General features: G+C 40.5%; 21 protein-coding genes and 1 tRNA gene. 9 read left to right on the plus strand and 13 right to left on the minus strand.

Features of this window, described 5'->3' with window-relative positions; all coding sequences use genetic code 11:
* Positions 1 to 128: 128 nt before the first annotated feature.
* Positions 129 to 896, minus strand: coding sequence for an FHA domain-containing protein (locus CCS90_RS09450; protein WP_099019285.1), 768 nt, complete (start codon positions 894 to 896; stop codon positions 129 to 131).
* Between the two features lie 301 nt (positions 897 to 1,197).
* Between CCS90_RS09450 and CCS90_RS09455 the strand changes: the two genes are divergently transcribed.
* Both CCS90_RS09455 and CCS90_RS09460 read left to right on the plus strand, forming a co-directional pair.
* Positions 1,198 to 2,253, plus strand: coding sequence for a hypothetical protein (locus CCS90_RS09455; RefSeq protein ID WP_099019286.1), 1,056 nt, complete (start codon positions 1,198 to 1,200; stop codon positions 2,251 to 2,253).
* A complete protein-coding gene (locus CCS90_RS09460) occupies positions 2,250 to 3,638 on the plus strand; it encodes a hypothetical protein (RefSeq protein WP_099019287.1) in 1,389 nt (462 codons plus the stop codon). Before CCS90_RS09455 ends, CCS90_RS09460 begins: the two co-directional genes overlap by 4 nt.
* Before the next feature lie 51 nt (positions 3,639 to 3,689).
* Here the strand turns inward: CCS90_RS09460 and CCS90_RS09465 are convergent, their stop codons facing one another.
* From CCS90_RS09465 to CCS90_RS09480, 4 genes are read right to left on the minus strand one after another with little or no spacing between them, the layout of a single operon-like run.
* A complete protein-coding gene (locus CCS90_RS09465; protein WP_211337002.1) occupies positions 3,690 to 5,396 on the minus strand; it encodes a DUF8614 domain-containing protein in 1,707 nt (568 codons plus the stop codon).
* Between the two features lie 8 nt (positions 5,397 to 5,404).
* Complete coding sequence (locus CCS90_RS09470; protein ID WP_099019288.1) at positions 5,405 to 6,547, minus strand: glycosyltransferase; 1,143 nt, start codon at positions 6,545 to 6,547, stop codon at positions 5,405 to 5,407.
* Between the two features lie 12 nt (positions 6,548 to 6,559).
* Positions 6,560 to 6,895 (minus strand): DUF2304 domain-containing protein, encoded by a 336-nt coding sequence (locus tag CCS90_RS09475; protein ID WP_099019289.1) that lies wholly within the window; start codon positions 6,893 to 6,895, stop codon positions 6,560 to 6,562.
* A complete protein-coding gene (locus CCS90_RS09480; RefSeq protein WP_099019290.1) occupies positions 6,892 to 7,572 on the minus strand; it encodes a glycosyltransferase family 2 protein in 681 nt (226 codons plus the stop codon). Before CCS90_RS09480 ends, CCS90_RS09475 begins: the two co-directional genes overlap by 4 nt.
* Positions 7,573 to 7,666: 94 nt before the next feature.
* Here CCS90_RS09480 and CCS90_RS09485 point away from each other — a divergent pair, with 94 nt between their 5' ends.
* The 5 genes from CCS90_RS09485 to CCS90_RS09505 all read left to right on the plus strand — a co-directional run bounded on the left by CCS90_RS09485 (position 7,667) and on the right by CCS90_RS09505 (position 11,306).
* On the plus strand, positions 7,667 to 8,746 hold the full coding sequence (locus CCS90_RS09485; RefSeq protein ID WP_133566468.1) for a glycosyltransferase: 1,080 nt from the start codon (positions 7,667 to 7,669) through the stop codon (positions 8,744 to 8,746).
* Positions 8,747 to 8,808: 62 nt separating this feature from the next.
* Complete coding sequence (locus CCS90_RS09490; protein WP_162846784.1) at positions 8,809 to 9,360, plus strand: RNA polymerase sigma factor; 552 nt, start codon at positions 8,809 to 8,811, stop codon at positions 9,358 to 9,360.
* Positions 9,344 to 9,814 carry a hypothetical protein gene (locus tag CCS90_RS09495; RefSeq protein WP_099019293.1) on the plus strand — a complete coding sequence of 157 codons (471 nt, stop codon included), beginning with the start codon at positions 9,344 to 9,346 and terminating at the stop codon, positions 9,812 to 9,814. The genes CCS90_RS09490 and CCS90_RS09495 overlap by 17 nt, the downstream gene beginning before the upstream one ends.
* Positions 9,815 to 9,839: 25 nt before the next feature.
* Positions 9,840 to 11,114: a PDZ domain-containing protein gene (locus CCS90_RS09500; protein ID WP_162846785.1), complete on the plus strand. Its 1,275-nt coding sequence runs from the start codon at positions 9,840 to 9,842 to the stop codon at positions 11,112 to 11,114.
* Positions 11,115 to 11,231: 117 nt separating this feature from the next.
* Positions 11,232 to 11,306, plus strand: a tRNA-Val gene (locus CCS90_RS09505).
* Positions 11,307 to 11,340: 34 nt separating this feature from the next.
* Here CCS90_RS09505 and CCS90_RS09510 read toward each other — a convergent pair.
* Complete coding sequence (locus tag CCS90_RS09510) at positions 11,341 to 11,871, minus strand: DUF5655 domain-containing protein (RefSeq protein ID WP_099019295.1); 531 nt, start codon at positions 11,869 to 11,871, stop codon at positions 11,341 to 11,343.
* Between the two features lie 27 nt (positions 11,872 to 11,898).
* A complete protein-coding gene (locus CCS90_RS09515) occupies positions 11,899 to 13,773 on the minus strand; it encodes a hypothetical protein (RefSeq protein ID WP_099019296.1) in 1,875 nt (624 codons plus the stop codon).
* Between the two features lie 235 nt (positions 13,774 to 14,008).
* On the opposite strand from CCS90_RS09515, the gene CCS90_RS09520 reads away from it, so the two are divergent.
* The gene (locus CCS90_RS09520; protein ID WP_099019297.1) at positions 14,009 to 14,263 is read left to right on the plus strand and encodes a ComEA family DNA-binding protein; all 255 of its coding nucleotides are present in this window, start codon (positions 14,009 to 14,011) and stop codon (positions 14,261 to 14,263) included.
* Between the two features lie 26 nt (positions 14,264 to 14,289).
* Here the strand turns inward: CCS90_RS09520 and CCS90_RS09525 are convergent, their stop codons facing one another.
* From CCS90_RS09525 to pmbA, 6 genes are read right to left on the minus strand one after another with little or no spacing between them, the layout of a single operon-like run.
* Positions 14,290 to 14,646: a Z-ring associated ZapG family protein gene (locus CCS90_RS09525; RefSeq protein WP_099019298.1), complete on the minus strand. Its 357-nt coding sequence runs from the start codon at positions 14,644 to 14,646 to the stop codon at positions 14,290 to 14,292.
* A 3-nt stretch (positions 14,647 to 14,649) separates the two neighbouring features.
* Positions 14,650 to 14,958, minus strand: a complete 309-nt coding sequence (locus CCS90_RS09530) for a DUF2288 family protein (RefSeq protein ID WP_162846786.1) — start codon at positions 14,956 to 14,958, stop codon at positions 14,650 to 14,652.
* On the minus strand, positions 14,951 to 15,769 hold the full coding sequence (locus CCS90_RS09535; RefSeq protein WP_099019300.1) for a tetratricopeptide repeat protein: 819 nt from the start codon (positions 15,767 to 15,769) through the stop codon (positions 14,951 to 14,953). The genes CCS90_RS09530 and CCS90_RS09535 overlap by 8 nt, the downstream gene beginning before the upstream one ends.
* The gene (murD, locus tag CCS90_RS09540) at positions 15,757 to 17,055 is read right to left on the minus strand and encodes a UDP-N-acetylmuramoyl-L-alanine--D-glutamate ligase (RefSeq protein WP_099019301.1); all 1,299 of its coding nucleotides are present in this window, start codon (positions 17,053 to 17,055) and stop codon (positions 15,757 to 15,759) included. Before murD ends, CCS90_RS09535 begins: the two co-directional genes overlap by 13 nt.
* Positions 17,042 to 18,385 carry a MurL-like N-terminal domain-containing gene (locus CCS90_RS09545; RefSeq protein ID WP_099019302.1) on the minus strand — a complete coding sequence of 448 codons (1,344 nt, stop codon included), beginning with the start codon at positions 18,383 to 18,385 and terminating at the stop codon, positions 17,042 to 17,044. The genes murD and CCS90_RS09545 overlap by 14 nt, the downstream gene beginning before the upstream one ends.
* A complete protein-coding gene (gene pmbA / locus CCS90_RS09550) occupies positions 18,385 to 19,701 on the minus strand; it encodes a metalloprotease PmbA (protein ID WP_162846787.1) in 1,317 nt (438 codons plus the stop codon). Before pmbA ends, CCS90_RS09545 begins: the two co-directional genes overlap by 1 nt.
* A 190-nt stretch (positions 19,702 to 19,891) precedes the next feature.
* Between pmbA and yjgA the strand changes: the two genes are divergently transcribed.
* Entirely contained in the window at positions 19,892 to 20,452 is a 561-nt protein-coding gene (yjgA, locus tag CCS90_RS09555) for a ribosome biogenesis factor YjgA (protein WP_099019304.1), read from the plus strand.
* Positions 20,453 to 20,472: the final 20 nt, after the last annotated feature.

Consider the following 20,472-nt stretch of genomic DNA (forward strand, 5'->3'; position numbering starts at 1 on the left):
ATAACGGTCAACCTATATTTAAAGAGAATTTAATCGGCAGCCTTTATTGACTCAGCACATGCCTGATTTAAGGTACATACAAAATGACGATTGAACCACAACCGATATAGTTTATCATTAATGAGCCATCAACCTGGTGGATTATTAATCACCACAATCAACAACACGACCAACCCAACCAAAAGGGTCAACCACCATAAATTATTTTTTACAAAACTGGTTTTTTTCTGCTGTGCTTCAGGTGGTTGCTGATCTTTGTCATTGAATGATTCACTCAACTGCACATTCCGCGGGTGAGATGGACTGAATTTAGAAAATCCAGACGTTCCCGGCAATTCTATTTTATATTTATAATGACTGTTGGCAATCACATCTCCATTGACCAATTTGGCTTGAGCAATGGCCAAACCATTCAAGTTGGTTTTGTGTTTGTTGTCTATGTAATGTAACTCGTTTTCATTCCTAAAGACATGCCAGCCATCTGGATGATGGAAATCATCGATGATAAAAAAACCAGCAGCGGTGTCGGCAAAACTCCTCACACCGAATACCGAAGACACATTTTTGGCTTTATCAAGCACCACATTGGTGTGGTTTAAAACTGAATCTTTTGGAATGTATTGATCATCGACCAATCTGAATGGCATGTCATCAATTTGAATCAAATCTCCAGAATCCAACAAACACTTCTCTGCAATGGGTAATCCATTTACCGAAACACCTTGGTCATATACATTCAACACACAGCCATAACTTTTCTTTTCAATTGAAAAGTGTCTGCCCCAAATTTTAGGGTGGTTGATTTGTAAATCACAATCAAAATCATTACCCACAACCAGCACATTGTTTTCTGGAAAAGGAAAAGATTTTTTTGTGGTTTCAATAACTAAATGCATTTTATTAAGCCTATATATAAAAAAGATTGTAGCTTCAATGAATACAACAATTCAATCCCATTAGTCAAATTAATGAACCAATTCACAGTTTCATAAAATATTTCAACCATACTCTGATCCCGGCAAAGGGCCAGTCAAAGCATTTCATAATCAAAAACCCATCCGTGAGTTGTTGATTTTTTATTTGAATTAAATCGTTTATAATGCGTAAAATATTTCTTAAGGAAGGATAAATAAAGTGACATCAAGGGTTTTAATTTATTGGACATTATCAATATTGAGCCTGCTATGCTGTCTATTCGTGTCATTTGACAGCGAAAATTCAACCGCTGTTGAACCCAAAAACATCATATTTTTATTGAAAGTTGAGCCCAATTACTTTTATTACTCCAACAATAAATTTCATGCCATAGTTGCTGGACAACTTAAACTTGAAATTAAAACCGAGACCATCTTACCAAACTTAATTAATTATGACGCCCTGGTCATCGATGGTTTAGATCTTGATTTGAATTCGAACATCAGTTTAAATTGGGTGGCTGATGAGAAAAAACATCAGATACCGCTTAATTCAAACACCCAGTCAATCAATCTGATTGATTTTCAAACCGCACAACCGCAAAATATTTCGGACCTGCATCTACTCATCCGTTCTAATTTTGAATTGGGCGATCATCCCAATGCACACAAAGAAGTGTCTTTTGAATCAATCTATTTTGATTCAAGGAAAAATCATTCAACCCTATCGTTGCAAATGAATGAATGGTTCGATTACACCCCACTGAAATTTAATTCGATTAACGGCTACACCAGCAGCGAAAATTTACATTTTCAAAGCTTGATACAAAGACTCGTTATTTGGGTCTTGATCAATGTACTTTTGTATTGGTTACTCAGGGTTTCTGGCAAGCAATTGATTATCAGTTTAACCATTGCCTGGTGTTTCACCTTGATTCCATTTGTTAATAACTTCATTAAACAGAACCAACAAATAGAAACTGCATTTGCCGAAGATGGTGGCTACTTAAATAAGCAAGACATTAGCACCTATGAATTGGCTCAGGACATCATTGCTGATTTAAAGAACAGGTCAGACATCAACCTAAGCACGCAAAAATTCATTATCGTAGGAACCAATAGTTTTTATCATTTGAGGTTGTTTCACCACCTCATGGGTTTGAATGTAGCCATCAACAATTACATCAACAATGATTTACCCAACGACGGTACCAAGCCATATATATACATCCTGACCAAAAAATCATTGGAAGATTGTCACGCAAACGAGGGTTCTCCAAGTTTGCCAATTAACATACTGAGTCAACAGGCTCAATATTGCTTGGTGAGCAGGTCATGATTGTGATTGCTGGATTTTGTTATGCTTTGTACTTCACAATCCTCGGGTATGCCGTCAGAGCCAGTTACAATTTAATCAATAAAACCCATTTGTTCATTGAAAAGAAAACTGATTTCATTGCACATGCCTTTTTCCTCGGTATTTTTGTTCATGTAGTCATTTTTAATATTTTTCAAATCATGAAACTATCGAATGATTCTGTTCTCGTCATTTGTGGTGTCATCTTAGTTTCCAGCCTGTCTCTGATTACATGGCACACGCTGAAGCTGGGGGTTCAAACCAATAAAATAAGACCAACCAAACAAAATATATGGTTTATATGTTTAACCATTTTGGGCTCAAGTGCCATTTATTGGAACAGTGGAAATTTACCCAACATTGCCTGGGATTCCTGGATGGTTTGGGTTGGCAAAGCCGATCAATGGATCAGCCATGGACTTTCAGTCCACATCAAGCAATTTGATGCTTGGTCTCACGACAGCGAATCAATTTATAATGCAGCTGCACACTACCCAGACGGCTTGTCACTGATTTATTTCTTACCCAAGCTGATATCAGTCAATAACAATGGAACTGCAAGCATTATTTACCTATTTGCTTTTGTCATGATTTCTTTGTTATTGGTCAGTCGCTTAGATCAAAAAGGGACTCCCATTTATCTTCAATTGCTGTTTATTGTGGCGCTATACACCACACCATTGATCAACAACCACTTAATGATTCAAGGCTATGCGGACATTTGGATGGCGATGTACATTGTTTTGATCATGTTGACTTTTATGGACTATCACGAACAACGAGATTTAGGCGTTGGCATCACCTTAATGGCCTATTTATTGATGTTGCCCATGCTCAAAACAGAAGGATGGGTTTGGTTATTGTTGTTCATTTGTGCCCATACCATCGTTGCCATTGTGAACCACAAACACAAATTCAAACTGTTGGCCAGTGTATTGCTGCTCATTGGGTTAATAGTGATATTGGGTGGCGTTCATTTGCAACTACCTTTTGGCAACCTGGTCATTGATGCCAATAAAATTGAATTCTTCAATTTAATCAACACCCAAATTAAATACACTGACATCAATGATTATTTATTAACCGGTTTCTTCTGGCAAATGAATTGGTCATTTTTATGGCTGGGCTTGCCCTTCTTGTTGATTTCGTTTGTCAGCAATCAACACAACAAAGCCAGTCAAATCTCACATGTATTTTTCATCTTGGCACTGACCTGTTTCATGTTCCTCTTTTACTTTACAGAAGCCAGCCAATGGGCTGAAGATTTAACAGCGCTAAATCGAATAGTTTTACAACTGACCCTGTGCTATTTGTTTTTACTATTTAGGACACTGACAACGCTCAGAGGCGTAAGAAGGACAGAATAAACAGGTTCATCAACCATACCACCAAATGGTATGGTTGATGAAACCATGACATCATAGGTTCAAGTATTTAATCCCTTGTTCAAAATCAACATCAACAGGTATGCCTGCTTGATTGATGCGTTGCAATGCACTGGCCAACTCCTCATTGATTTGACCCTTTGTTTTAAACCATGCAGAAACGGCTTGGTAATCACCATTACCTTGTAAGGTTAATATTTTTTCCGACAAAGAGGCTATGGCGGCAGACATTTTTTCTGCATTGACTGAATAATGACCCGATTGTTCATCAAAACTGAAAGCACCATTTTCAGAAAAATAATTAAATCGCAATAAATTTGCTACACCATGAGCTGAACTGGATCCAAAGCGAACAGACCTGAAAATACCGGCCATAAATGTGGTGTAATAATCCATCATTTCCCCCTCTTCTAATTCACCCAATGTATGTAGTTTTTCAACCATATACAATCCTAAAATATCGGCTTTGCCTTCTTCAATGGCCCCTGCGTATTCTTTCAGTGCAGTTCTGACAGGCCCTTTGTCGTTGATGGTGTTTTTGACTCCCAAGCCATGCGCAACCTCATGAAACATGGTGTTGGCAAAAAACGCATTGAAAGTGATGTGTTTTCTTTGTTCTGGTGCAACCAATTCATTGGCAATGGGCAACAAAATCTTTTCGAATTTGGCTTGCATGACATTCTTTAATTGTAAGCGTCGGGTTCCCTTCTCTAACTGCACGCTTTCATCATTGGGCAAATTAATGGCAATGGTTTTACTGCCCGCATTTGAATGACCTGCATAATAAATGGCATCATACGCATTCAAATCTGAATCTGTACCTGGGGTTTCAGTTTTATAGGCGGCTGCAACTGGCAGCTCAGCTTGCAATTGTGGTAAAAAGGCAGCGAACTTCGCCAACTTCTCACTCCAACTCAAGTCTTTAATCAAAACATAGGCTTCATAGGCTGTTTTGTAACCAAACAATTGATCTTCATAATTTTCAATGGGTCCAATAACCACATCAATTTGGTTGTTTTTCATGTCCATCCATGCCAGATCAGAAGCTTTGAATTCATCATCCAGTAAGGCTGTAGCCCTTAACTCCAGGTATTTTTTAAATCCCGCATCTTCAGCCAATTCTGCGGCTTTTAACAACAAAGCTGACGCCTGTTTAAGTTGAGGTTCAAAGGCTTGGTGGTAAGGAATTGATTTTAATGCGCCATCCTCATCACGAACGACATTGGTATACAAGCCTTTCATGGCAGACGTAGCCTCTGCTTCGAATTGAGCTTTGTCTATATCTGCAGGGTAAAAATTGGCACCCAATGGTTTTTCCGCAAAACCTGGAACAAATGATTTATCACCATCCAATCGATCCCATGGCCCATAATTAATTTCAGCAAATTTTCTTAAATTCTGATTTTCAATCCCTGCCAAAAATTCTTGTTTGGGACCGTAGCTTTGCAACCAAAATAACTCATCCATTATTTTTGCCGCATCAATCAATAATGGCAGCATATTCCTTTGGTTGTCCGAAAGGTGAGACAAATCCGCAGTCAATCTGAATTTAGCATACTTATTCAGTAAATCAGCGTGGTCCTTCTTGATGGCTGGCTTAACCGGATCGATTTGGTATTCCACTGACTTGTCTTGTTGATTCGAGCTTACCGACGACTCATCTTTCTCTGGTGATTGATCACAGGCTGTCATGCCCAAAGATAATAAAGTGATCAACATGGTTTTATGTATTAAATGCATAGGTACTCCTAATTGATGATGGACTGATATTGTGTTGTGACCATTTCAGTGATTTTTTCAATTTCATAGTCAAATTGTTTGGGTCTTTTTGTGATGGCTTCATAATTGTCTTTAATCACATTTATTTGTTTTATAAAGTCATTCACATCATTGGCCTTGAAAGTAAACCCTTTGTTGTAGTTGTTAGCCAACCAACTCATGCCCGAACCCTTGGTGTCTGCCACCAAAATGATTTTATCATGATACATGGCCTCCAATAAAACCACACCAAAAGATTCTGCTCGGTCATGTGAAACCAAGCAAAATACATCACAGCTTGAAAACAACTCATGCGCTTTTTGCCAACTCACTTGACCCAATAAAGTCACCCTGTCTGACAATTGGGTTCGTTCAATGTAATTTTTCAACTGACTTTCCAGTTGGCCACCGCCAGCCAAAAGCAGTTGACAATCTGTCATGTGTTGCATTGATTCAAGCAACATCTGTTGATTTTTATAATAGGTTAACCGACCTAGGTTGAATAAACGAAAACCGCCTTTTCTCCAGTGCTTTTGCGCTACTTTGCGGTCCAACTTCATGGCCTTCAGCTCTTTGGTATTGAGCCCCAATGGCACCACTCGAGTGATGTCTTGATGGACAATAAGTTGGGGTGAAAAATTGGCATAATTCTGTGAACTGACCAAAATGGCTTTGGTGTGCTTCAGTAAACGGCTTTCCAATGGTTTAATCAGCCGATACAGAGTTTTCATTAATCTCGAACTGTGCGCTGTGACCATATCAGAATGCCAACTGATCACCCAAGGAATTTGCTTGGCAACTCGATTAAACAACAGTTGAAGCAAACTGGGATTTGGCCAATGTAAATGAATCAAATCAGGCTTTTGATCGGCAATTATTTGATTGACTTGCCGATTGAACCCCAGCATCAACGGTGTATGAAAAACAGGCCGTGAAGACTTCAATCGAATTAAACTCACACCCAGCTCCTCACTCAATTCTGTCGGGGAAATCAGTTTGCCCCATTGGTGATTATGCACCAAAACGGTGACTTGATGTCCTTGCTTAACTTGTTCACGAGATAAATCAAATAAATATGACTCCATCCCACCTCGATAAGGAGGATAGAATTTACCGATGTGAAGAAGTTTCATAATGGCTTGGTTTTACTTATCCTCTTTCAGGGAATCTTCAATGATTGCAAGCTTTTGCGTTAGCCTGCGGATTTTACGTTCCTTCTGAGTCAGCGCCATATCCATGGTCAGCATTCGGACTAAAATCATACTGATGGCCAATACCAAAATAAGCGTTGGTGGATAAGTTACACCCAGCTTTAATGCCACCCAATCGACCACTTTAGGGAATACTGACAATAAAATAGCAGACACCGCCACCATCAACCACCATGTCGCATAAGGTCCATGCATTTTGCCTTTTCTGACCAAGTATAAAATGCTGATAGACAACAATGCGCCAATGATAAGGATAGTAAGGTTTGTCATTTTGTTTGCTTGGCTCCAATATTAGCAATACATAAGGTGGTGGTCTGCATCATGTATTTCAATACCACCAACCATGAACTGAAGACCCTCGATTTACCGTCGTATCGATCCTGCATTTTAACAGGAACTTCGACAATTGTTAATCCGGATTTTAACAGCATCAACAAAACGCCCACATCTTGGTAATCCAACATACTGGCTTGTCTCAATGACAGCACCTCGATGGCTTTTTTGTTATACAGTCTGAACCCTGACGTTAAATCTTCAATTTTAATGTGGGTCAAAAATTTAAAGAATGACCAGGCCATTTTTTTCAATCGGCTTAATCGATCAGGAAATGTACCTATCACCACATCAGTTGAGTTGTTTTTATAGGCCTGACACAATGAATGCACTTCTTCCGGCAAATGCTGGCCATCTGCATCCATGGTAATCACATGATCATAACCATATTGTAAAGCATACCTGATGCCTGTTTGAGTGGCACCCCATGCGCCCAACTGCACGGTTAAGCACAGGCATTTGATTCCATGTGATTTAACCACTTCAACTGTGTCATCTTGACTCAAATCATCAACCACCAACACATCACCTTCAACCAAATCAATCAGTTTCGGTAACAACGCCTTGAGGTTATCAGCTTCATTGAAAGCAGGAATCACAATTAGTGTCTTCATGACATGATTATTGAATTAAAATAGAAAGCACGTTATAAACCATGTGCACCAATTAGTGGTGCATTTTTTTGTTTTTTTGTTGATTTTACAAGCCATGCCAAAACAAACTCAAATCATTCATGACATGTTCCAAATAAAAGGTGGTGGCGAGCGTTTGGTCATTGCCATGTGTCAAGGTTTAGATACCGATTTACTGACAGCACACATTGGACCTAATACCTTTGATTTAAGCCAAATCAATGGTGATGTCATTAATTTAGATGCACTGAGCAGAATTCATGGCATCAAAACTTGGCGTTTAGCCAAGGCTTTCAAAAACCTAAAAACCGAACAAAACTGTTATGAACAAATTATTTACAGTGGCGTGGCAAGTCCGTTGGCTGTGCATCATTTTCCGACCGCAAAAAATATATTTTACTGTCACACACCGCCAAGATTTGTTTATGATAAAAAATCATATTATGCCGATGGCTTCAACCCCCTTAAAAGAATGGCATTCAATTTATTGGTGAATTGGTTCAAGCCTCAATATGAAAAAGCCATCAAGCAGATGGATGTGGTGTTAACCAATTCTCATTATGTTCAAGCCAGAATCAAATCCACCACTGGGCTTGACGCTGCTGTCATTCATCCACCCTGTGACACCCACCGGTTTAAGTGGATTGCACAAGGTGATTACTATTTATCCATGGCCAGGCATGATGATTTAAAACGAATCGACAGCATCATCAAAGCATTTTTAAAAATGCCAGATAAAAAACTCATCATTGCATCTGGAGGCGGTCAAACCGATGCCTTAAAAAGAATCGCCGGCAATGCAAAAAACATTTCATTCACCGGCTGGTTGAATGAGGCCAAGATGATGAGTTTGTTGGGAAACTGTTTGGCCACCATCTACGTACCATTGGATGAAGACTTTGGCATGACCCCAGTAGAATCCATGTCAGCGGGCAAACCGGTCATCTGCTCAAACCATGGCGGCTTATTAGAAACAGTGATTGATGGAGTCACTGGTTATTTTGTATCCTCAGAGAACTTGGTTAATGACATCATCCAGAAAGTCAATCTGTTAAGCAACAACCATCAAGCCAGCCTCATGCGCAGCGCTTGTGAAGAACGCGCTGGATCATTCGACACCCAACTGTTCCTAAAAAAACTCAAAGAATTTCTATAAGTCTGCGACCCTTTTGACCTAAACGCCGTCTTATAGGGTATGTTGTATGAAAAAATAATATTTTGAGCTATTTTAATCAAACCATAGATGACATCACCAAACGTCAAATCTCCCACGGCAAGCAACGTGCGTGTAGACAGGTGTATGATGCTTTCTCAACTGCGGTCTTTAATTTGGCATTCAAGATGTTACAAAACAGAGAAGATGCCTTTGATGTGATGCAAAACACGTTTATTGTGGCATTTCAAAAGGCCACTCAGTGGTCTGGGGATGTGGCCTTCGGTTTTTGGTTAAGAAAAATTGTCATCAATCAATGCTTGGATCAAATCAAGCAAAACTACCAACAACTCACGGTAGAATCCCAACATCTGGCTCAACAGGTTGATGGCATCAATTACGACAAACAATACGATGCCAATTACCTTTTAAGTCAACTTCCACCCTTATCCCGTTCGATACTTTGGTTGTACGAAGTGGAAGGAATGACTCACCAAGAGATTGCAGACATGTATCAAATGTCAACCAGCTTTTCAAAATCACAATTATCCCGCAGTAAACAATTGCTGCATAAGTGGCTCCAAAATCAGGAGGATCAAAGTGAACAACGATTATAAAACAGACATCAATTATTGGCTTAACAAGCAAACACAGGAAAATCCGCCCAGAGATGCTTTTGATGGCATCATGGACAAAATCCATCAGTCAAAAAGACAGCGAAGCTTCAGGCTACCTGCCATGGCTGCTGCTGTTTTTGCTGGAATCCTGTTGTGGATGTTGCCCCAATTTAATAACAGCCAATCTGACCAATTACAGCTGTTAACAAGAAAAATATCTATGATAGAACATGTGGTTCGCAATGAAGTGGTCAATCACACGGCACCCGGATCACCTGTCTTAGAAAAAATGGTTTCCATGGAAAACTGGTTGGATCAATTGGACCTCAATATCGCGCAAACCGATGACACCAACCAAAAACTCGAGTTGTTACATGCCAAACTCGAAATTCTCGATGACCTGGTGGCTTTGCACAAAAGGCTCAAGCCCAGATCCAGTGATCAAGTTATTTAACGAACAGATAAAAAAGGTGAAAAAAATGAAATTAAGAGCAGCCATACTAACCAGTCTATTGGGTGTCAGCAGTCTACTTTCTGCTGAAGACACACAAGAACACGTCAACGTCAATGTTACCAATGGTGAAGGCAAAGTTGTCATAGTCAAAGACGGAAAAACCATTGAAGAAATGTTTGCTGTCGATGCGGACACAGACATCGATGATACAGTTCAAGCCATATTAACTAAACACGGCATTGACCAAGATAACAACAAAGATATCCATAAAGTGACCAAAATGATGAAACATCAGGGTAAAAATATGGTCTGGGTTCAAAAAAGTGATGACGTCAATGTCAACTTAGAAAATGGCCAAGCCACTGTCATCATTAAAAAAGACAACAATGGTGAAGTAGAAACTTATGAACGAATCATTGAGGTCGATGAAGACACCGACATCGATGCCTTGGTGGATGAAATGATGGCAGAACATGGCATTGAAGTGGGCGACGCAAAAGTTCACCGTAAGGTCATCAAATTGGATAAACACATTGCCCAAATTGACAGCAACAAGCCCCGCATGGGTTTTATGGCCAGTGTAGAGGACCAAGGTTGGAAAATTGTTTCAGTGGTTCAAGACAGTGGTGCTGCAGAAGCCGGCATGGCCAAAGGTGATGTTGTCATCAGCATTGACGGCAAAAGCACCGCCAAAGGCGGCTTGGGATTGACCGAGTTTATCGCCATGGATCACAAAGAAGGCGATGTCAGTGAAGTCATGGTATTGCGTGATGGTAAAAAAGTAAAATTAGCCATCACTGCCAAAGTCCTCGACTCCCCAGACATCATTATGGAACTCAAAGACGGTAACAAATGGTTCTCATCATCTGGCAATGATTTTAAATTCAAAACAGGTGATTTGGATGAGAAATTTGAAGGCTTGCATGTTGATGTTGAGCATTTGGAACAAATGGTAGAAGGCTTGGGCGATCATAACATCCGTGTGGTAACCACTGGTGATGCCGATGCTTACTTTTTTGCAGGCAGTAAAATGAATCAATGGTTGGGTAAAAATCACCATTTTTCCACCATCACTGAATCATTGGGCAATTATTTTGGAACCACCGAAGGTGTATTGGTATTGGAAGTAGACCAAAACAATAAACTGGGGCTGAAAGACGGCGATGTGATTCAATCAATCAATGGCAATAAAGTGAGCTCACCCAAAGAGGTCATTAAAATCATGTCTGGATTCAAATCCGATGAAGCCATTGAAATTAAAATCATGCGAGAAAAAGAAACCCTATATTTAGAGTCTTAAAGATTGCCTTTGTATTCTGATTTTTGATAGAATACGCGCACTTTGACAATCAAAGCAAAAATGGCAAAGCCCAATTCAATGGGCTTTGCTTATTTTAAACTGATTTGACATCAAAATGGACGCGTAGCTCAGCGGGAGAGCACCTCGTTGACATCGAGGGGGTCACTGGTTCAATCCCAGTCGTGTCCACCACTCTATTGACCTGACCCAGGTCTTCAAGGAAGCTTTAAACTGATTGTTCATAAGCTTGTTTAATCCAAGCCATCAACTCATCATCAACTTCAGACACATCCGTTAATTGAACGCGATGGGTGCACATGGTGCCGAACGGACCTGAATCCTCTAAGCGCCCACAGACCTCCTTACCCTTTAGTTTCAATCCCAAGTCAATTCGTGATTTGGTGGCTGGCTTTATCAAGACAAACTGGTGTTTTCTGATAAAACTGACAGCGGCTTTTTTCGGTGTTTGTGTGATGTCGCTACCCAATGCATTGATTTTAGTAATCAATGATTCACAAATCGGTCTTAAATGCTCCTTGCCTTTATATTGACCTTCTACCAAATCAACCTCATTTTGCGAAGCGGCATCTGATTCGCGTGTCTTGTGTGCGACGAAATTGGCAAAACCATAAGTGAAATCATGTTCAGACTTAAGGAAATCTATCATGGCTTTGTGCTTCTCCAAGCCAGTAGATCTGAGTAACTGAACCCAGTGGTCCAATGGTTGACCCGTTTTTACCAATAAACCTTTTTCCATACTGCCTCCCGAATGAATGACTGAAATTTATTGTGGCACAATGTTATCTATGAATGTCATCACCATATCGACCGGTTCAGAACGACCATAAGACTCCCACAATGTTTTCATGAATGCGCCTCGACTTTGATCCGCCGGTCCTTCAGTCCAAGAGCGATTACACATTTGATTCTCTGTTTCAAACATGCCTTCAGTCGCTTCACGTTCAAGGAATTCGATGTATTCTTTGCTGGCAATTTGATACTTTAATGTGGCTTCAACTGTAAAAGGCCCAGTCATTCCTGTCAGCGGGATTTGGTAATTGCTCACATCATAATTGACCACTTGGCCTGTATTATTTGGGTGTAGCGGATAGCTGACAGGTACCGATTTCAATTCAATGTCAGTGGCACCACGAAACCCCAACGGAGGGATTCTGTTGTCTTTGACTATGCAATTATTCAATGCAAAGTGAAACATTTTATCGCCATCGTCTTCAGTCACTTCGCAAGCCCCATTGCCAACACCATTGGCGTCTGGATCCCAGATACCTTGTAATGATTCATATATTTTTACTGGTGGGTTCTCAGTTAAGACTCCAGTGGCTACATCGTAAGCCCCACTTTCCCAAATCACTTGGTTACTGACGTCTTTGGCCACCACATGTAACCACATTCGACGACCTTCTGGGTAGCCTGTCGGTAATTTATGACCCGTTTTATTCGTTACTTTGACATCCAAAGTCAATAAATCATCAGTCACCGAAACCACTTCAGGTTCAATGAGTGCACTTTGATTTTGTAACATGTTATAGGCATAAGATGTGGTTAAATCAAAAGCATCCTTGCGACCTGTGTCATTGGCTTCAAGCTCATCACCATACAAAGCTTTCAACACCTGTGGAATCCAAGTATTGCCACCAGCAAATTGATGGGTTCTTAAATTGTCCTGCCTGCGTCCTGCAACATCATAGTCACAAGCCCTGGCATTGATACTGTCTGATTGGGGCATGTGACAACCTTGACAGGTTTCTCCTTGGGTAATGATCGGAAAGTCACCGTCAAAGTTATCATCCAATCCATCACGATAAATCAAATCTGCAAAATATGAATTTTTCCATTCTGCATAGGTTCTTTCAATGGGCATGGCTAAATTGGTTTCTATGCCATTGTCCCAAAGCTTCTGAGACACCTCCATTGAGCCACCATTTTGAATGGTTGGAGATGATACGTTATGACAGGAACCACAAAACTCGGAGGATTGTAAGAAACTTGAATACTCCCAGGCATGTAAGGCCGGGGTACCACCGTCGTCATAATCAATGGCATCATAGGGACCTTTCCTGCAAGGTTCTCCACCACCCACTGAACAAACCTCATCGTCCAGCCAAACACTGCCGTTTTCTATGATTTGTGGTTCATTGGCGGGACCCAATTCATCAACGCGGTGACAAAAATGACAGCTTACACCACCAAAGTCATTGGAATTACTGTGTTCAGAAGTGTATCCAGTATCAAAGCCTGCATCTAATTCACAACCATTGGCACCATCAATCAATGGCGCACCATCAACCGCAGGTTTGACCACATTGCCTTTATACCAGCCCATAGGGGCATGACACTTCAAACACCAATCACCAACACCAGGCTGGTCATTATTGGCCACATCCAAAGCCGCCCAAAACAGCGGATCCCTGCCGGCATTGGCTTTCATTGAACCCACCCAAGTGCTGTAAGGCATATTGATTTCATCATCTGTAACGCCACCACCTTTGTGACAACCCGCACAATCAGCAGAACTGGACAATGGAAATGACAGCCCAGGTTGGGTGCCATGTGGGGTGAAATCGACGTTGCCACTTGCCTGGACTTGAAAATCAAGGGTCAAAAATAAAACAAAAATCAAGAGTGAGGTAATTTTCATGAAGTTTAATGATGGAACAATGAGTTGAACAGAATAATTATATGGAATTAATCAATGATTTCCTACAACCCGAGTGTTTTAAATAAAAAATTATTCAAATAATAGACCCGATTCTCAGAATCAAGCCATATTTTGCTGCCAAAACGATAATTAAAATGTGCAACAGGTGGTGAGCTACTGATAGAGCACATCAACCTAAAACATGAAATATAAAATAAACTTTAAGGAGAACATTATGAAATTTTTAAAAACTTTATTCATTACAATGGCCATTTTTGCTCAAACGGCATTTGCAGCAGTCAATGTAAATTCAGCAGATGCTGAAAAAATTGCGGCTGAATTGAAAGGTGTTGGCATTTCTAAAGCCACCGCCATTGTGGCTTATAGAGAAAAAAACGGCCCGTTCAAAACCATTGAACAATTGACAGAAGTCAAGGGCATCGGCTTAAAAACTGTAGAGAAAAACAGAACCGAAATATTACTTAAATAAAAAATTAAGCAATAACACCGCCGGATTCAAACAGAATCTGGCGGACTTTGTTTGGCTTCATCACTGCTTTTTAAATATTTGATGGTCACCTCTCTGGATTTGCGATTGATTAACTGATTCTGTATTTGTTCATCAGTCAATAAGCTTTCAGCAGAATCCGACAAATGCTCAAAGACCTCTTTATAACTGTCAGTTAAATTGTCAATCAAATCAGCCGTTTTTGAAAAATGACTTTCAACTTCAAGCTGGTATTTATCCAACTTCTCTTGAACCGCCTTCACCCCTGTGTCTGAGGTCGTTTTTTTATGTAACAAATGCATGACTACCATGCCTATCAACAAACCCACTACACCTGCCACTAAAATATATATCAAACCGTCCATCTGTTATTCCTCATTGTGTATTTCTTGAACCAGTACCCAAGGGGCAACGGTTACTGCATTAAACTCTGTTCTAGATACAACCCATTCCTTGGCATGCTCATCATGGGCCCTGACAACCTGCTCATCATCAATCCACTGTTGAATTTGTTGCACATCATCGTCATGTAAACTCATGGCCACATCAATTATTGGTAACTGGTCAGAAACCATGATCATCATCCCTTTGGCAAAAAACTTTTGCAGCTCTTGGAAACTGATTTGCCCTAATTCCTTTTCAAACCTTTGTCTTGTGGTTAAATTTTCTTCATTCATAATTAAGTTGAGGTTGCTCTCTCCATGGTTCTCTTTGTACATAACTTTGTAGTCGGCGAATCGCTCCATAACATAACTCATCACCCCCTTCGCTGAATTGTTGGGTGAATTGGTCGACTGATTCAGCAAATGCTTTTTCATTGGCTGACAAGTCCAGATCACAAAAATCTTCAACAATCCATGATTGAACTTCTATGGCTTCATTAAACTCTGCTATTTCTGCAAAAACAGCAGCTTTGGTGTCTAAATAAGCCCAAGGAATGGGCTCCATCCTGCCATACAAACTTTGTAATTCTGAAAATATTCGCCAAGCTTTTTGGCCATTTCTACAAGACTTGTCCGGTAATGTTGCCAACATCCAAGCATAGTCATTGAAAGCCGCTTTGACATCTCGGGAAGATGCTTGTTCCAGTAACTCATAGGCTTTATGACAATCGAAGCCATCATCACCTAAACTGTAAATTGGGTACAGCGACAAGCGGTAAAAGGCTTCCCCATGCCCTTGTTCTGAAGCTTTCTCAAACCATGACTTGGCCTCAACATAAAGCGCTTCACCATACAACAACTTGCCAATTTCATACATGCCGTGGACATAGCCCATTTCAGCCGATTTTAAAAACCACTCCTTGGCTTTGACTAAATTTTTTTCAATTCCCATGGTGCCTTCAGCAAATGCAGTGGCAATGAAAAAGGCACTTTCAGCATGACCAGATTCCACTTGTTCAATCAATGAGGGAGGAATAACAGTCTCTTCTGCTTTAAGCGCTGAAAATTGAAACATTAAAAAGATGATGACAATTATTTTATCCATTGTTCGAATTGTTGGCCTCTGTGTTGGTAATCTTTAAATGCATCAAAACTTGGCGCTCCCGGGGACAGCAAAACAACATCACCCATGGATGCAGCATTGACAGCTGTTTTGACCGCATCTTTTAAATTTGGTTGCCATATAGATTGTGTTTTTATTTCATGATTCAAGATGGTTTGGTGTATTTTTTCACCATTTTGTCCACTACAGACAATCATTTTCGGTGGTTGACTCTTGATTGCCTCAACCCACCAGTCCCAATCCACCCCACGATCAAAGCCACCGACCAACACAATTGTTTTTTTGACATCCACCGTTTTTAATGCCGCCAAGGTGGCATGGGGTGTCGAAGCAATACTGTCATTGATAAAATCTACGCCATGAATTTGACCCAAACTTTGTAAACGGTGCGGCAAGGGTTTGAATTGCTTTAAAGAATTCATCGCCGCTTTGATGTCCAAGTGCAACAATTCAATCACTGCACAAACAGCCGCTGCATTGATAAGATTATGAGCCCCTTTGAGTTGCCAACCATATGCTGACATCAAGGCTTTGTCCTGATACATCAATACATGATTCAACTCATAAAACCCATTTTCTTGATTGAACCAATTCACTTGATCGTTTGCGTTGAGCTTGTCAACATATTGAATCAGTTGCTGGTCTTTGGCGTTCAATACTTTCAGTTTGGCGTGCTTGAGTAAACAAAGTTTATCCTGATGATATTGCTGTTCACTGAGGTGCCAATTTAAATGCTCAACATATAGATTCAAAATCACTGCGATGTCTGCTTTGATGGCACCATCTTGAGACTGGTAACTGGAAGTTTCTAATACGACAAAATCATATTTTTCAGTACAACTGATCAAAGGCACACCAAAGTTGCCAGCCAAAACCACAGCAAAACCCAGGTCACTCAGCACATTGGCTAACATGGCACAACTGGTGCTTTTTCCCTTGGTTCCTGTGATGGCAATGACCTTACCACTCTGCTCATTATGAAACCACAAAGATGTGCTGCTGATGATTGCGCACTGAGCTGATTTTGCTGGCTCAATGTAAGGCGAAATGCCGGGTGATTTAATCACCACATCAAATTGATCCAAGCATGCAGTATTGACCTCTTGGGTATAAAAGTTGTATGGCTGACCATCTATTTCATCGATAGGACACAGCACAGTAAAATCAAGATTTGAACACCGCAGTTTCAGGTATTGAGCGGTGGCTTTGCCTTCAACTCCATAGCCCCAAATGGCCACTTTTTTCTGCTTCAGCTCACTTAAATTCATAGCTCAAAGCCTGCAAAAAATTTCTTTTATCTGGAATTTGATGCGGTGTACTGACTTGAAAAAGCCTGTCACCTTCTTGGGGATCGAAATGAGCAATTTGATCAACCCAGTTTAAAACAGCTGGGTCATCGTTCCAATCAGTGTGCTCTGCCAACATCCGCATAGCAGTTCTACATTCACGTTCTTCACCCACACATTCAAAAGGCTTCTGCCCTTTAACGCCTAACAAGGCTGCGAATAAATCTTGCAATTGATCATCAGCCAATAAGTTTTTGTTGAAAATATGCAGCAATTGTTGTTTTTTTATAAACGGAGCAAGGCACAAAAAAACAAACGCACATTTTGGGCATTCCCCACACCAATGGTTAGCACTGTTTCGCGAACCTGCTAAATGAAAGTTTCTGTTACAGCTGGAAAAATAGGGGAAATACGGAGTCAGCTTGGCAAATTTTTTCACCACAGCCAATTCTGAAAATGGCCTTAATAATGAAAAGTAATCCAAATGAATGGCTATATCGTTATGGATGATTGATTGCCAGGCTTGTTCAAACTCAAACGATTTAGAGTATTGGTGGTTGACCCAACGGCCTTTCTCATCTTCTACATTGCCTACATCAGCCGATCGCTCATTGGAAAAAACCACACTGTCATAATCAAACAACAACGCAGCCACAACCGCTACACATGAATTAATGGCAGTAATGGGAACATGCCCATTGAACGCGCCTTGTTCATTGACCTCTTTCAATCGGGCATCAACCGTTCGCCTGACTTGCAACAAAGGTATCGATGTTTTCTCAGCCACTGATTGAATAAAAGTCGATTGTCCAACCACAAATAAGCTGATGTCCTCAGCCAAGTTTTTCAACATTTCAATACTGACCAATGAATCTTTTCCGCCACCGATGGCGACCAAAGACCTCGCTTGAAGACCTGTGATTGACGCTGTTTCAGGCTTTGACTGGCTGGGGAAATCAATAAAATCCAACCAAGGCTTTTGGTTTTCAAAGGCCAATTCAGCCAAGCCTGATTGCCAAGTTTCAGTCAACCAAGCCGCTTGGCGATCATTGGGCAGGTTTTGACTGAACTTTAATTGCCTAGCCAATGATGTTTTGTAGTAACTGACTCCAGCCATCCAGTGCAAACAATTCAAAGCAGTTTCCAACGGTTGTTGAATCTGCTCGTATCTGGTTTTTGTTGCTGCTGGAAAGTCAAATTGTTCACTGAAAAAACCAAACTGGCTGTCGAAATAATTCAGTACCAAATGTCCCGAATCAGGATTAAATTGCCAATCCAAAAATTCAAAGTAATGATTTGACGCAGTGGTCATCAGTCACCTGCTATGGTCATTTCATCAATTAACCATGAACCTGTAAGGGTTTTACTTCTCTTGTCTACATCATTGCCTGTTGCCACCAAGGACTTATACATGTCTTTTAACTGGCCGGCTATGGTCAGTTCTGAGACTGGAAATTGAATTTCCCCATTTTCCACCCAGAAACCAGAAGCGCCTCGAGAGTAATCACCGGTGACCGTATTGACACCTTGGCCCATCAATGAGGTGACATACAGCCCTCTGTTCATGGTTTTGATTAAAGCCGAATCAGTGGTTGTGGTTTGAACTTCGAGATTGTGTGCACCACCTGCATTCCCGGTGGTTTGCAAACCCAATCTCCTGGCAGAATACACCGACAACAAAAATCCATTTAGCACGCCATCTTTAATCAGGTGACGTTGCTTGGTTTGAACACCATTGCTGTCAAAGTTTCGGCTGGCAAAGCCACTGGGGATAAAGGGGTCTTCAAACAAGTTAAACCAAGTTGGAAACAACTGTTGGTGCAAATCATTTTTCAAAAAACTGGATTCTTGATACAAGGCACTGCCGCTGATTGCAGACAACATATGACCCATTAAGGATTTGGCGCACGATGGGTCAAACAAGACCGGCGCCTTGGTAGACTTAACTTTTCTTGAACCCAATCGTTCAAGCGTTCTGTATGCAGCTATTTTGCCGATATTTTCTGGTGGCGGAAATAAACCAATGTCTCTTGTAGCATCCCACCAATATTCACGCTCCATGACATCGTCTTGTTCTGCAATACAAACCACACTGGCTGATACATTGCTGCCTTTCTTTTCGCCGAAAAACCCTTGGCTGTTGGCATAAATACTGTAGCCATCACCCAGTTGAACATTGGACTCATCCACGTTGATGGCTTGTCCTTGCTGTGCAGCATAATCAACCGCCCCCTGTTCCGCAGTCAAGGCCATTTGCACCAATTCATCGGCAGATTTTTCGTTGTTATAAAAAGTTTGTAAGTCTTTAAATTCCGTAGCTAACAAAGCCTTTTCAGCCAAGCCTGCGGCCTCATCCGGTTCTGTTAAGCTGGCAATTGCCATGGCTTTTTCTATCGTCAAATCAACACTGTGTTGGTCCACCACTGCAGTAGATGCAGAACCTTTGGCCTGATCTTTGTAAACAGTTACTATCAAAGACCTGTCTTGATTGTTTTCAATGGTGTCAACTTCTCCATTGCGGCAACTGACCGAAACACCACTACCTTCAGAGTAAACCACCTCCGCTTGAGTGGCTCCTTTTTTTGACAATTGGGTTAATACTTTTTCGACGAAATCTGTTGATGACATATGAATTAATGGTCGCATTATTTTGTAAAGTGTAGTTTACAAGATTTATCTTACAAATTGTATTTTGATCAAAAAAACAGCCACCAATCTGCCGGCTCATACTTTTTCTGCCATTTTCAGCCACTAAAAGCCAAACACATCCCAGTTAATGCCGGTATTTTGATAAAATTCACGTCTTAAAATAAAATGTATGCGTTTAATTATGGGCAAAAAACACAAAGATTTTGAAATCACTGATTTTAATGATGAAAGTGAAGAAGTCAGTAAGACACAAAAGAAACAAATGGCTGTTGAACTGCGAGAAGTGGCAAAACTCATTACTGACATGCCAAAAAGCAAATTGGCTGAACTTGAATTACCCGCACAGTTTTTAGACGCCATTGAAGAAGCCAAAAGAATCAACAGCCACATTGCAAAAAAACGGCACTTTCAATTCATGGGTAAATTATTAATTAAATTGGATCATGTTGGAATCCAAGAAAAAATGTTGCGCATTAATAATTTAGATGGGCATTACCAGATTCGTGATGAAGTCATTACGGCTTGGATAGAACATTTTGGCGAACATGAAAAACCCTTGTTTGAACACTTATTTGAAAATCATCCACATGAAGAAATCAATGCCTTGCGCCAAACATTAAGAAATTATAAGAAAAAACCAGACAACCCAACCAGCAGAAAAAAACTGTTTCAAGCCTTAAGATCACTGGATAAAAAAAATGAGTTGATCAATCCACTGATCTTATTCTGATTCTTAGGTCTTTTCCGTTT

It is taken from the genome of Marinicella litoralis (assembly GCF_002591915.1).
GTDB classification, from domain to species: Bacteria; Pseudomonadota; Gammaproteobacteria; order Xanthomonadales; family Marinicellaceae; genus Marinicella; species Marinicella litoralis.